Consider the following 13,952-nt stretch of genomic DNA (forward strand, 5'->3'; position numbering starts at 1 on the left):
ATGGCCCTCATCGCCGAGTACCGCACATCGGCCAAACCTGATTTCGGGGCAGTGGAGATCGCCGACGCCAACATCGGCGCCACGGACAACGACGCCCTTGACGCTGCGCGGACCCAGGTCGTCGCTGGCAGCAGCCACCACCTGTACCTGCACAGCCTGCAGCGGGACATCGACGTCGAGGTGGTCATCCGCATCTGGGACACCCCCCAGCCGTGCCCCACAGACGCGGAGGGAACGGTGCCGGTGACTCTGACATCGGAGACCGGCACGCTGGAAATAAACGAATTCACCTACGGCTCGGCAGGTGAGATGACGCTGCCGCGACCAGGTGATTATCGAGGGCATGCTTCCTGGAACGGACGCCAAGCCACGGCCGATCACTACGACTCGTGCCTTGATCGCAGCGTGGAAGAGGAGTGGGATGACGACCGGCTCTGGGAGACGCTGAAGCAGAGTCCGGTTCAGGAGCAGTACGTCATCGACCTGTGGTTCCGGGACTGATCACGGATGTCGCAGCGGTGCTCCGGCCGATGGTCGGAGCACCGCTCAGGCTTATCGGCCCCCTCCGGTGGACGACCACCTGTTCAGCCTCCGGAGGTTCTTGGTGAGGGCTTCGCGTTTGGCGGTCTGCGTCTGCTTCTCGGGGGGCTTCGGCTGGTCCACCATCAGTATCCCCACCGCTCCCGCCGCCGCTGCCGCGCCCGCTCCTCCATCCCGGGGAACGCCTGCTCGTTGAGCAGCCGGGTCAGTTGGGCGTTGATCACGGACGCGTCGTTGATGGAGAGCAGCACCTCCGTCGTGCCGATCTGTACGGCGCCCCGGAAGACCAGCGCCCCGATGGCGAACTGCTCGCCCTCGCGCCGTACCCCGTGCGTCAGCCGCAGCGAGCGGGGCAGCTCCTCGTAACGGTGGTCGCTCATCGCGCCACCGCCGCCCGGTGGCGGCCCCCGCCCGCCCGATGCCGGCCCTTGGCCGGGAACAGCAGTCGCAATAGCGGCTCGAAGACCGCGGCGGTAGCGTTCGCCATGTCGACCTGCCTCTTTCCAGGTTGGCCACGCCCCCGGACCGGTGCCACGGTCGCGGGGGTCTTCTCGTGGGTGGGAAATGACGCTATGTGCCCCAAGGGTTACCGAGCGGGGCTAGCCTCCGTAAGGGGGAGCGGTTTTCGGAATGCGAGAGCGAAAACGGAGCAACGATGCCTGCGCCGAAGGAGCTTGACCCGTCGAAGTCCCTGGAGGCCCTGTTCGGTCTGAAGCTCCGCAAGCTGCGCATGCGCGCGGGCTGGACGCAGCGGGAGTTGGGGGCGAAGGTCTGCACCGCGCACAGCCGGATCGCCCAGTTCGAACTGGGCAAGGAGACGCCTCCGGAGGAGGTGTGCGTGGCGCTGGACGCCGTCCTCGGGGCGGACGGTGACCTCATCGAGCTGTGGACGCACGTCAAGCGGACGCCGTTTCCTGACTGGGCGCAGCGGTTCATCGAGCTGGAGGCCAGGGCGTGTGCCATGCACAAGTACACCGCGCATACAGTCCCCGGCCTGTTGCAGACGGAGACCTACGCCCGCGAGGTGCTGCGCGTCGGGCTGCCGTGGCTGGCCCCGGACGCGATCGAGGAGAAGACCCAGGCGCGACTCGCTCGACAGAGCCTGCTCTCGGGCCCCGAACCGCCACTGCTGTGGGCCGTGTTGGACGAGGCGGTGATCCGGCGGCCGGTCGCCGGGGCCGCCGCCATGCGGGAGCAGTTGGCGTACGTCATCGAATGTACGCAGGCCCCGAACGTCGAGATCCAGGTGTTGCCCTACTCGGCCGGGGCACATTCGGCCATGGATGGAACGTTGACGCTGCTGTCCTTCGAAAGCATGCCCGATGTGGCCTACCTTGAAGGCGGACACCACGGCGAACTGGTGGAAGACAGGGCGGCAGTGGCGCGGCACTCGCACCGATACGATCTTGTGCAGGCCATGGCGCTTCCCCCGGCTGCGTCAACTGCCTTGATCCGCGAGGCGATGGAGGGCTTCAGCGCATGCGCACCCGAGGGTTCCACCTGAGAGGCGTCACGTGGCGTAAATCCACCTATAGCGGTGGGGGCGGTGGCGACTGCGTGGAAGTGGGCCACCGGCCTACCGGCTACGTCCCCGTCCGGGACAGTAAGAACCCCGACGGCCCCGTTCTCGTCTTCCCGGCCCCCGCCTGGGCCGTGTTCATCGACGCCGTCAAGCGCTGACGAACCGGGCGCCATGGACCTCGACCTCATCCCCGCCCCCCGTCACCTCGCCCACGACCCCGCCCGCGGTCCGTACCCCTTCCGGGAGGACGCCGTCCGGACCCGGGTCGATCCGGGTGTCGCCGCGCGCCTCGGCCCGGAGGGCTATCGGTTGACCACGGGCCCCGACGGAGTCGAGATCGTCGGAGGAGGCGAGGCGGGGGTGTTCTGGGGGCGGCAGACCCTACGGCAGCTCCTCGGGCCGGACGCGTTCCGGAAGGCGCGGATCCACCCCGACCGCCCCCTGACCGTCCCGCACGTCGTCGTCGAGGACGCGCCCCGGTTCGGCTGGCGCGGGTTCATGCTCGACGTGGCGCGGCACTTCATGCCCAAGGACGGGGTGCTGCGCTATCTCGACCTGCTGGCGGCGCACAAACTGAACGTGTTCCATTTCCATCTGACCGACGACCAGGGCTGGCGGATCGAGATCGAGCGGTATCCGCGGCTGGCCGAGGTGGGCGCGTGGCGGGCCCGGTCCCGGCTGGGGTCCGGGGCCTCGCCGCTGTGGGACGAGCGGCCGCACGGGGGCTACTACACGCGGGACGACCTGCGCGAGATCGTGGCGTACGCGGCCGAGCGCCATATCGCCGTGGTGCCGGAGATCGACGTCCCCGGGCACTCGCAGGCCGCGATCGCCGCGTATCCGGAGCTCGGCAACGCCGACGTCGTCGACACGGCCGCGCTGACCGTCTGGACCGACTGGGGCATCTCCCCGAACGTGCTCGCGCCGACCGAGGCGACCCTCCGCTTCTACGAAGGGGTGCTGGAGGAGGTGCTGGAGCTCTTCCCCTCCACCTTCGTCCACATCGGGGGCGACGAGTGCCCCAAGGAGCAGTGGCGGGCGTCGGCGGCCGCCCGGGCGCAGCGGGAGCGGCTCGGGCTGGCCGACGAGGACGCGCTTCAGGGGTGGTTCGTCCGGCACTTCGGCGCATGGCTGGCCGAGCGCGGGCGACGGCTGATCGGGTGGGACGAGATCCTGGAGGGCGGTGGGCTGTCGCCGGGGGCCGCCGTGGCCTCGTGGCGGGGGTACGCGGGAGGCATGGCAGCGGCGCGATCCGGCCATGATGTCGTCATGTGCCCGGAGCCACACGTGTACCTGGACCACCGGCAGGCGGAGGGGCCGGACGAGCCGGTGCCCATCGGGTACGTGCGCACGCTGGAGGACGTCTACCGCTTCGAGCCGGTGCCCTCGGAGCTGACCGCGGCGGAGGCGGCCCGGGTGCTCGGGGCGCAGGCCAACGCGTGGACCGAGGTGATGGAGACCCCGCAGCGGGTGGACTACCAGACCTTCCCCCGGCTCGCCGCGTTCGCCGAGGTGGTGTGGTCCGACCTGCCCGCCCCCGCCGCTCGGGATGTGGACGGCTTCCTGAGGCGCATGGGGGCGCACTACGCCCGGCTGGACGCCCTCGGGGTCGACTACCGGCCACCTGGCGGACCGCGGCCGTGGCAGCGCAGACCCGGACTGCCGGGACGCCCGCGTGACGGGGCACCCCCGATCGTGTGAGCCGGGGCGGAAGGCGCTTACCCGCCCGGTCGCCCCCTGGGACGGTGGTCCCTCATCCGAAGCCGTAAGTCGTACAAGGGTCCCTGAAACGTGGCATTCCGTGCGCACCGGTCTGGTTGGGTCAAACCGGGCCAACGCCCTGGTCAGGGACGGATCGCCGCTTCCTGGACCCTCGCGACGACCGACTCGGAAGATGTGCCAAAGTTGCGTCGTCCGGGCTGTCAGCACGTACCGTACGGCGGAAACAGCCGGGACACCCGGGGAAGGGGCAGCGGTTGACCACGCACGCACCGCAGGCGGCGCACACGGTGAACACGGTGACGTTGCCGGGCTCGCTCGACGAGGCCGTGGCAGCGCTCGCCGCCATGCCCGCCGCCGTGCCCGTGGCGGGTGGCACCGATCTCATGGCGGCCGTCAACTCCGGTCTGCTGCGGCCCGCCGGACTGGTCGGCCTGGGCCGGATCAGCGAGATCCGCAGCTGGCAGTACCAGGACGGGCACGCCCTGCTCGGCGCCGGCCTCACCCATGCGCGCATGGGCCGCCCCGACTTCGCCGCGCTCATCCCGGCGCTGGCCGCCGCCGCGCGCGCCGCGGGACCGCCGCAGATCCGCAACGCGGGCACCCTCGGCGGCAACATCGTCACCGCCGCGCCGACCGGCGACTCGCTCCCCGTGCTGGCCGCGCTCGGCGCCGTGCTGGTCGTCTTCGGCACCGCGGACGGCGGCGGCACCGCGCACCGCGAGATCCCGATCGGGGACCTGCTCGCCGGCGTCCAGATGCTGCGTCCGGGCGAACTCATCGGCTTCGTACGCGTCCCGCTGCTGCACGCCCCGCAGACCTTCCTGAAGGCCACCGGCCGCACCGGCCCCGGCCGCGCCACCGCCTCGGTCGCCGTCGTCCTCGACCCGGCCCGGCGCCATGTGCGCTGCGCCGTCGGCGCGGTGGCGCCGATGCCGCTGCGGCCGCTGGACGCCGAGGCGTGGGTGGCCTCGCTCATCGACTGGGACGGCGACCGCGGGCTCGACCCCGAGGTGTGCCGGGCCTTCGGCGACTACGTCGCCGCGGCCTGTATCCCCGACCCGGCACCGCCGCAGGACGGCACGGAGCCGATGACCCTGCCGCCAGCAGCGCTCCACCTGAGGCGTACGGTGGCAGCCTTGGCCCGCCGAGCACTGGGGAGGGCACTCGCGTGAGTGACGAACAGCAGCCACAGCAGCCCGAGCCCACGGGCGGGTGGCAGCCGATTCCGCGCGGTCCCGAGTACGACGCCGAAGGCACCGCCTTCGTGCAGCTGCCGCCCGGCCTCATGGACGGCTCCGCCCTGCCCGGCGGCTGGGACCCGCTCGCCGCGCCCGGCACGGGGTACACGCCCCCGCCGGTGACGTCGGCGCCCGCGCACGGCGCACCGACCCCGCACGGCGCGCAGCCCGCGCACGGCGGCCAGTGGGGGCATACGCCCGCTCCCGCGGCCGCCACCGCCGCCGACCCCGGCGCGACCGGGCACTGGACGCTGCCCGTGGACCAGATGGGCGCCGACGTGCCCTGGCCCGCCCCGGGTGCGGCCGACACGCCCGGCGGCGCCCCGGCGGGCGCGAGCTCCGGCGACACCGCTGAGTACGCCTTCGGAGGGGGGCACGCCCCCGGCGCGACCGGGCAGTGGCCCACGCCCCCCGACGGCGGGTCCCCGCAGACCGGCCAGTGGTCGATCCCGGTCGCCGGCGACGAGGGCGTGGACGAGACCGGTGACTACCCCGTCGGCGACGCCGCGGCCGCCGCGCGCTGGCCCGCCGCCACGCGAGGCGACACCCCCGGCCACCCGCACACCCCCGGCCACCCGCACGGCCACGGCCCCGAGCACGGACACGGTCCCGAGCACGGCCACGGCCCCGCGGTCGGCACCGGCGACACCGGTCCCGGCCACACCGGCCAGTGGTCCTTCCAGGGCGTCGCCGAGGGCGCGGCCGGTGGCCACCCCGACACCGGCCACGCCGAGTCCGCCGGGTTCGCGCTCGGCGACCAGCTGACGCGCGGGCGCGCGCGGAGGTCCGCCGCGGCGCGCGCTGAGGCGCGGCAGACGGGACAGATGGGGCAGACGGGGCAGGACCCGAGCGACACCATGCAGTTCCCGATGCCCTTCCGGGAGCAGCCGGCTGACGCCTCGGCGGGCGGTTCCCCGCAGACCGGCCAGTGGTCGATCCCGGTCGCCGGCGACGAGGGCGTGGACGAGTCCGGGGAGTACTCGGTCACCGAGCACCCCGGCCCCGCCCCGGCCCCCCAGGGCTTCGCGCCGGACGACCCGTACGGGGAGCGGCACGCCGGCCTGGCCGGCTATCCGGGCAGCCCCGGGGAGCCCGCCGACCCACGCCCGCACCCCGGCGCCGAACCCGAGCCCGCCGGACACACCGCCACGGTGCCGCGGCAGCAGCCCCACGAGCCCTTCCCGGTCGTCGAGGCTCCGCAGTCCGTCGAGGCCGCGCATCCCGTCGAGGCCCCGCGGAGCTTCGAGGCCCCGGCGGCCGCCGCGGAGGCACCGGCCACGGTGCGTGAGGCGCCCCCGGCGCCCGCCGCCGTGGACGCGCCCGCCGCCCCCGCGACGGAGCCGGTCGAGCCGGTCGAGCCCGTGGTGGTGCCCGCGCCCGCCGAGCCGCCCGCGGCCGAGCAGGCGCCCGCGGCACCGCCGTCGGACACCGCGCACGCCCCGGAGGAGGCCGGACCCGCCGACTCCGCCGACCTCGCCGGCGACGATCAGGCAGCCGCAGCCGCAGCCGCAGCCGACGTAGCCGCGGCCGACGTAGCCGCCCCCGCGGAGCCCGTCGCCCCCGAGCCCGCCGCCGCGGGCGACGACGCGGCGGCACCCGCGACCGCCGAGGAGCCCGCGGCACTCGAGGAGCCCGCGGTCGAGGCCCCGGAAGCCCCCGCGGCGAAGCGGGTCGAGGCCGCGGAGACCGCCGAGGCCGTGCCCGAGCCGGCGCACGACGAGCACCCGTACGCCTCGTACGTGCTGCGCGTCAACGGCGCCGACCGGCCCGTGACCGGCGCCTGGATCGGCGAGTCGCTGCTCTACGTGCTGCGCGAGCGGCTGGGGCTCGCCGGGGCGAAGGACGGCTGCTCGCAGGGCGAGTGCGGGGCCTGTTCGGTGCAGGTCGACGGGCGGCTGGTGGCCTCCTGTCTGGTGCCCGCCGCGACCGCCGCGGGCAGCGAGGTGCGCACCGTGGAGGGGCTGTCGGCCGACGGCCGGCTGTCCGACGTGCAGGCCGCGCTCGCCGCCTCCGGCGCCGTGCAGTGCGGCTTCTGCGTGCCGGGCCTCGCGATGACGGTGCACGACCTGCTGGCGGGCAACCACGCCCCCACCGAGCTGGAGACCCGACAGGCGATCTGCGGCAACCTCTGCCGCTGCTCGGGCTACCGGGGCGTGCTCGACGCGGTCCGCGAGGTCATCGAGGGCCGGGAGGCGGCAGCCGAGGCGGAGGCGGCGGAGGCGGAGAGCGCCGCGGCGGACGCCGCCCGCATCCCGCACCAGGCCGGCCCGCCCGCCGGCACCCAGGGTGCCGGGCTGCCCCACCAGACCGACCCGCACCAGGTCGCGCCGCCCGGCGATCCGTACGGCGCCGGGCCCGGCGGCCCGTACGGCGGCGGCAGCAACGGCACCGGAGGGACCACGGCATGACCGGAATCGCAGACGGCATCGGCGCCGCGACCGCCACCGCCGCCGCCCTCGCGGCCTCCGCCGGCCCCCCACCCGCCCCGGCGCCGCAGCGGCACGGCATCGGCGTCTCGCTGGCCCCCGCCGACTCCGCCGCGAAGGTCTCCGGCACCTTCCCGTACGCGGCCGACCTGTGGGCCGAGGGGCTGCTGTGGGCCGCCGTGCTGCGCTCGCCGCACCCGCACGCCCGCATCCTGTCCATCGACACCACCCAGGCCACCGAGATGCCGGGGGTGCGGGCCGTGGTGACCCACGCGGACGTGCCCGGCGACGCCGCCCACGGCCGCCGCGTCGCCGACCGGCCGGTCTTCGCCCACGACCTGGTGCGCCACCACGGCGAGCCGATCGCCGCCGTCGCCGCCGACCACCCCGACACCGCCCGGCTGGCCGCCGCGGCGATCGCCGTCGAGTACGAGGTGCTGGAGCCGGTCACCGACCCCGAGCAGGCGTTCTCCGCCGAACCCCTGCACCCCGACGGCAATCTGATCCGGCACATCCCGCTGCGCTTCGGCGACCCCGCGGTCACCGGCGACGTCATCGTGGAGGGGCTCTACCGCATCGGCCGCCAGGACCCGGCGCCCATCGGCGCCGAGGCCGGCCTCGCGGTGCCGCGCCCGGACGGCGGCGTGGAGATCTACACCGCCTCCACCGACCCGCACGGCGACCGCGATCTGGCCGCCGCCTGCTTCGCGCTGCCGCCCGAGCTGGTCAAGGTGGTGGTGACCGGCGTGCCCGGCGCCATGGGGGAGCGCGAGGACCCCGGGATGCAGCTCGCGCTGGGGCTGCTGGCGCTGCGCACCGGGCGACCGGTCAAGCTCGCCGCGACCCGCGAGGAGTCCTTCCTCGGCCACCCGCACCGCCACCCCACCCTGCTGCGCTACCGCCACCACGCGGACTCCGAGGGCAAGCTGCTGAAGGTCGAGGCGCAGATCCTGCTGGACGCGGGCGCCTACGCCGACTCCTCCTCGGACGCCCTCGCCGCCGCGGTCTCCTTCGCCTGCGGCCCCTACGTCGTCCCGCACGCCTTCGTCGAGGGTTGGGCGGTGCGCACCAACAACCCGCCGTCGGGCCATGTGCGCGGCGAGGGCGCGATGCAGGTGTGCGCCGCGTACGAGGGCCAGATGGACAAGCTCGCGGCCAAGCTGGGGATGGACCCGGCCGAGCTGCGGCTGCGCAACGCCATGGCCACCGGCGACCTGCTGCCCACCGGCCAGGCCGTCACCTGCCCGGCCCCGGTCGCGGAGCTGCTGACCGCGGTGCGGGACGAGCCGCTGCCCCCGCTCCCCAAGGACGATCCGGACGTCCGGGAGGGGGAGTGGCTGCTGCCCGGGGGCCCGGACGGCGCGGGCGACCCGGACGCGGTACGGCGCGGCGTCGGCTACGCGCTGGGCATGGTGCACATGCTCGGCGCCGAGGGCACCGACGAGGTCTCCACCGCCACCGTCAAGGTGACCGGCTCGGTGGCGACCGTCATCTGTGCGGCCGTGGAGACCGGACAGGGCTTCACCACCCTGGCCCGACAGATCGTCCAGGAGGTGCTGGGCATCGAGGAGGTGCACGTCGCCTCCGTCGACACCGACCAGCCGCCGGCCGGGCCGGCCGCGCGCGGCCGCCACACCTGGGTGTCGGGCGGCGCCGTCGAGCGGGCCGCCAAGATGGTCCGCACCCAGCTGCTCCAGCCGCTGGCGCACCAGTTCGGCATGTCGACCGAGCTGCTCACCATCGCCGACGGCAAGATCACCTCGTATGACGGGGTGCTCAGCACCACCGTCGAGGAGGCGCTGGAGGGCAAGGAGCTGTGGGCGACGGCGCAGTGCCGACCGCACCCCACCGAGCCGCTGGACGAGTCGGGCCAGGGCGACGCCTTCGTCGGGCTCGCCTTCTGCGCGATCCGCGCGGTGGTGGACGTCGACATCGAGCTCGGCCTGGTCCGGGTGGTGGACGTCGCGCTGGCCCAGGACGTGGGTCGAGTGCTCAACCCGCGCCAGCTGGCGGCCCGGATCGAGGCCGGGGTGGCCCAGGGCATCGGCGCCGCCCTCACCGAGAACCTGCGCACCTCGCGCGGCATCGTCCGCCACCCGGACCTGACCAACTACGCCCTGCCGACCGCCGTCGACGTGCCCGACGTCCGCATCGTCGAGCTGATCGAGGAGCGGGACGTGGTCGCGCCCTTCGGCGCCAAGGCGGTCAGCGCGGTGCCGGTGGTGACCACGCCCGCGGCCATCGCGGCGGCCGTCCGTGCGGCGACCGGGCGGCCGGTCAACCGACTGCCCATCAGGCCGCAGTCGGCGGTCGTCAACGCCTGAGCCGGCCGGCGCCCGCGGAGGCGCCCGCGCCCGGACAGCCGAAGGGGGGCGCCCGGTCCCCGACCCGGAGCGCACCCCCTCGCCGCGTCCTTCGCCGCTCAGCCGGCCGGCGTGACCTCCAGCGACCCCGCCTGCGCCGCGCGCAAGGCCCGGGCCAGCAGCGGGGCGTAGCCGCGCAGATGCTCCTCGCGCAACATCTCGTAGTGCTGCGCGCGGACGTGATGTACCGTCAGCGCGCCGTCGGTGTACTCCTGCCACGCCTCCGGCACATGGGCCGGGTCGCGCCGGTAGCCGCGGACCCGCTCCTCGGCGGTGAACAGCAGCAGGTCGCCGCGGAACCGGTCCGGGGTGAACTTCCGCATCAGCTCCATGTCGTTGCGCAGGATGTCCAGCAGCGGGAAGCTGGTCCTGCCGGCCAGCAGCCGCGCGGGCAGCCCGGTCTTCCGGCTCAGCTCCGCCGCCAGCGCCTCGGCGTCCAGCTCGCCTCCGTCCGGCCGCAGCGCGGTGATGTCGCGACCCCCGATGTCGTCCAGCAGCACCCCCAGCCACTGCCGGGTGCTCAGCTCCGGCAGGTCGTCGAAGGTCCGCCAGTTGTCGGGGTAGGCGTCGAGGACGGCCAGCAGGCCGACCTCCGCGCCGTCCTCCTGGAGCCGGGTGGCCATGGCGTGCGCGACCAGCCCACCGAAGGACCAGCCCAGCAGGTGGTACGGGCCGTCCGGGCGCACCGCGCGCAGCTGGGCCACATAGTCCTCGGCCATCTCCGCCACGCTCGCCGGGGGCACCGCCTCCGGTGAGCTCAGCGCCCGCGCCTGGAGCGTGTAGACCGGCTGCTCCGGGCCCAGGTGACGGAGCAGCTTGGCGTACGCCCAGCCGAGCCCGCCGCCGGGGTGCACGCAGAACAGCGGGGGGCGGCCGCCCCGCGCGCGCAGCGGCAGCAGAGGGTCGAGCCCGTGGCCCCGATCGGACGCCGACCCGCCGGCCGCCTCGTGCAGCCGCCCCACCAACTCCGCCACCGTCGGCGCGTCGAGCAGCGCCCGGATCGACAGCTCCACGCCCAGCTCCGCGCCGATCCGGCTGACCAGCCGGGAGGCCAGCAGGGAGTGCCCGCCGAGGTGGAAGAAGTCGTCGTCGATGGTGACACCGGGGACGCCGAGGACCTCGCCGAAGAGCCCGCACAGCAGCTCCTCCCGGGGCGTGCGCGGCGCGCGGCCGGAGGCGGCCGCCTCGAAGGCGGGCGCGGGCAGGGCCCGACGGTCCAGCTTGCCGTTGACGCTCAGCGGCAGCGCGTCGAGCACCACCAGGGCGGCGGGCACCATGGGCGCGGGCAGCGTGCGGTCCAGCGCCTCCCGGGCGGCGGCCGGCTCCGGTGGGGCGCCCGGCCCGGGGACCAGATAGCCGACCAGCCGCCGGTCGCCCGGGGTGTCCTCACGGACCACGGCCGCCGCCTGCGCCACCCCCGGCAGCGCCCGCAGCGCCGCCTCCACCTCGCCCAGCTCGATGCGCACGCCCCGCAGCTTGACCTGGTCGTCGGTGCGGCCGAGGTACTCCACCGCGCCGTCCGGCAGCAGCCGGGCCAGATCGCCGGTGCGGTACATCCGGGCGCCGGGCTCGCCGAAGAGCGGCCCGTACGGGTCGGCGGTGAAGCGCTCGGCGGTGAGCGCCGGCCGGTGCAGATAGCCGCGGGCCAGCTGCGCGCCGGCCAGGTAGAGCTCGCCCGGGGTGCCGGGCGGGCACGGCCGGAGGGCGCAGTCCAGCACGTACACCCGGGTGTTCCACACCGGCCGGCCGATCGGCACCGGGCCGGCGGCCCCCGGCTCGCACGGGTGGTACGTGACGTCCACCGCGGCCTCGGTGGGCCCGTACAGGTTGTGCAGCGCCACCCCCGGCAGCAGCGCGTGGAACCGGTCCACCGTCTCGCGCGGCAGCGCCTCGCCGCTGCACACCACCCGGCGCAGCCCGGCGCCGCACCGCGCGGTCGCCGGCTCGTCCAGGAACGCCTGGAGCATCGACGGCACGAAGTGCAGCGTGGTGACGCGCTGTTGGCGGATCAGGCGCGCCAGGTACGCCGGGTCCTGGTGGCCGCCGGGCCGGGCCACCACCAGGGTGGCGCCGGTCAGCAGCGGCCAGAAGAACTCCCACACGGAGACGTCGAAGCCGGCCGGCGTCTTCTGCAGCACCCGGTCCTCGGGGCCCAGCCGGTAGGTCTCCTGCATCCACGACAGCCGGTTGACGATGGCCCGGTGGGACACGGACACGCCCTTGGGGCGGCCGGTGGAGCCCGAGGTGTAGATGACGTACGCGGGGTTCTCCGGAAGGGGCGCCGGGAGCGGCCCGCGGGCCGCGCCGGCGCGGGGACGGGGGAGCGCCGGCCGGGCGGTCCGCGGTTCGGGGGCGTCCAGCAGCAGCCGCGGCACGCCGCTCCCGGAGAGCGGCAGCGCGGCCGCGGCGTCCGCGCGGGTGAGGACCAGGGTGGGGGCCGCGTCCTCCAGGGTCAGTCGCAGCCGCTCGGCCGGGTGGTCCAGGTCGAGCGGGAGATAGGCGGCGCCCGACTTGAGGACGGCCAGCAGGGCGACGACGAGGTCGGCGGAGCGGGGCAGCGCGACGGCCACGGTGCGCTCGGGCCCGGCGCCGCGCGCCACCAGCCGGCGGGCGAGACGCTCGGCGGCGGTGTCCAACTCGGCGTAGTCGAGCCGGGCGGACCCGAAGACCAGCGCGGTCCGCCGCGGCGTGCGGCGGGCCCGCGCCGCCAGCAGCTCCGGCAGCGTGGTGCGCGGCACCTCGCGCGCGGTGTCGTTCCCCGCCCGCACCGCCCGGTGCCGCTCGGTCTCGTCGAGCAGCTCCACCGAGCCGATCGCGCGGTCGGTGTCGGCGGCGTCCGCGAAGGCGTGCAGCAGCCGCAGGAACCGTCGACGGTGGGCGGCGAGGTCGGCCGCGCCGTACAGATGGCCGTTGGCGTTCAGGTCGATCCGCATGCCCTGCCCGTCGGACCGGTCGTAGGCCATGATCGACAGGTCTTCGATCAGTCCGTTGGAGAGGTTGTGGGCGGTGACGTCGTGCCCGGCGAAGTCGAAGTCGTAGCCGAAGGACATGACGTTGACGTGCGGTCCGAGCAGCCCCCGGCCGCCGTCGGGCAGTTGGAGGTCGCGGGCCAGGTCGATCCGGCGGTAGCGCTGGTGCCGCAGGGCGGTGCGGACCTCGCGGGACACCCGTCGCACGAACTCCCGGACCCGCAACCGGGGAGCGACCGTCAGGCGCAGCGGAACGATGTTGGCCAGCATCCCGGGGGCCGCGCGCAGCGCGGGGTCGGTGCGGGCGGCGACCGGCAGGCTGAGCACGATGTCCGAGGTGCCGGTCATGCGGTGGAGATAACCGGCCGTGATGGCCATCATCATCGCCGACCAGTGGGTGCCGCAGGCCCGGGCGGCGGCGCGCAGCCGGGCCGCCTCCGCCTCGGACAGCAGCGTCGTCTCGCGCAGCGGCTGCGCGAAGACGGTGGCCCGCCGCCCGGCGAGGCGGGGCGGCTCCGGGTAGTCCGCGAAGCGCTCCGCCCAGTAGGCGCGGTCGGCGGCGAAGTCCGCCGACTCCCGGTACTCCGCGTCCCGTTCGAGCAGCACCGCCAACGGCGTGAACGTCGAGGGGCCGGCCGGCCGCCCCGCCGCCTTCGCCGAGTACAGTTCGGCCACCCGCCGGGCGACCAGGGCGCCGCCCGCCGCGTCCGTCACGATGTGGTGGTAGCTCTGGTACCAGGCGAACCGCTGGGGCCCGAGCTGGAACAGGGCGTACGAGAACAGCGGTTCACGCCCCAGGTCCATGGTCCGCGCCAGATCGGCGCGCATCCACCGCTCGGCCGCCGCCCGGGGATCGGGGGCGTCGGCCACGTCGAGCACCGGCAGCCGCCACGCGGTGGCCGGGTGCGGCTCCACCACCTGCCAGGGCACACCGCCCTCCGAGCCGAAGCGCACGTTGAACGGCTCGGCCTCGGCCACGGCCTGGCGCAGCGCCTCTTCGAATATCTCCGCGTCCACCGGGCCGTGGATCTCGAGGTACTCGCCGATCCGGAACGTGGTGCTCTCCGGATCCAGCTGTTCGCTGAGCCAGATCTCGCTCTGACCGGTCGACAACGGCAGTCGGGAGCCCGGGACGTGGTGCGGGTCGAACTGCAACACTTCCCCCCAGGGGG

At 74.9% G+C, this 13,952-nt stretch carries 9 protein-coding genes; 7 read left to right on the forward strand and 2 right to left on the reverse strand.

Annotated elements, in window-relative coordinates; all coding sequences use genetic code 11:
- Complete coding sequence (locus tag CD790_RS28875) at positions 1 to 501, forward strand: hypothetical protein (protein WP_144386310.1); 501 nt, start codon at positions 1 to 3, stop codon at positions 499 to 501.
- Between the two features lie 164 nt (positions 502 to 665).
- Here the strand turns inward: CD790_RS28875 and CD790_RS28880 are convergent, their stop codons facing one another.
- Positions 666 to 920, reverse strand: coding sequence for a hypothetical protein (locus CD790_RS28880; RefSeq protein ID WP_144386311.1), 255 nt, complete (start codon positions 918 to 920; stop codon positions 666 to 668).
- Between the two features lie 275 nt (positions 921 to 1,195).
- Between CD790_RS28880 and CD790_RS28885 the strand changes: the two genes are divergently transcribed.
- The 6 genes from CD790_RS28885 (at position 1,196) to CD790_RS28910 (ending at position 9,772) form a co-directional block, all read left to right on the forward strand.
- A complete protein-coding gene (locus CD790_RS28885; protein ID WP_144386312.1) occupies positions 1,196 to 2,044 on the forward strand; it encodes a helix-turn-helix transcriptional regulator in 849 nt (282 codons plus the stop codon).
- Positions 2,045 to 2,097: 53 nt separating this feature from the next.
- Positions 2,098 to 2,220: a DUF397 domain-containing protein gene (locus tag CD790_RS36670; RefSeq protein ID WP_313956545.1), complete on the forward strand. Its 123-nt coding sequence runs from the start codon at positions 2,098 to 2,100 to the stop codon at positions 2,218 to 2,220.
- A 13-nt stretch (positions 2,221 to 2,233) separates the two neighbouring features.
- Positions 2,234 to 3,763, forward strand: coding sequence for a beta-N-acetylhexosaminidase (locus tag CD790_RS28895; protein ID WP_144386314.1), 1,530 nt, complete (start codon positions 2,234 to 2,236; stop codon positions 3,761 to 3,763).
- A gap of 275 nt (positions 3,764 to 4,038) precedes the next feature.
- Positions 4,039 to 4,956: a xanthine dehydrogenase family protein subunit M gene (locus CD790_RS28900; RefSeq protein ID WP_144386315.1), complete on the forward strand. Its 918-nt coding sequence runs from the start codon at positions 4,039 to 4,041 to the stop codon at positions 4,954 to 4,956.
- Positions 4,953 to 7,430: a (2Fe-2S)-binding protein gene (locus CD790_RS28905; protein WP_260867965.1), complete on the forward strand. Its 2,478-nt coding sequence runs from the start codon at positions 4,953 to 4,955 to the stop codon at positions 7,428 to 7,430. The genes CD790_RS28900 and CD790_RS28905 overlap by 4 nt, the downstream gene beginning before the upstream one ends.
- Positions 7,427 to 9,772: a molybdopterin cofactor-binding domain-containing protein gene (locus tag CD790_RS28910; protein WP_144386316.1), complete on the forward strand. Its 2,346-nt coding sequence runs from the start codon at positions 7,427 to 7,429 to the stop codon at positions 9,770 to 9,772. Before CD790_RS28905 ends, CD790_RS28910 begins: the two co-directional genes overlap by 4 nt.
- 98 nt (positions 9,773 to 9,870) lie before the next feature.
- Here CD790_RS28910 and CD790_RS28915 read toward each other — a convergent pair whose 3' ends face one another.
- Positions 9,871 to 13,938, reverse strand: a complete 4,068-nt coding sequence (locus CD790_RS28915; RefSeq protein WP_144386317.1) for a non-ribosomal peptide synthetase — start codon at positions 13,936 to 13,938, stop codon at positions 9,871 to 9,873.
- Positions 13,939 to 13,952 lie beyond the last annotated feature (14 nt).

Source organism: Streptomyces sp. SAJ15 (assembly GCF_007595705.1).
GTDB lineage: Bacteria > Actinomycetota > Actinomycetes > Streptomycetales > Streptomycetaceae > Streptomyces.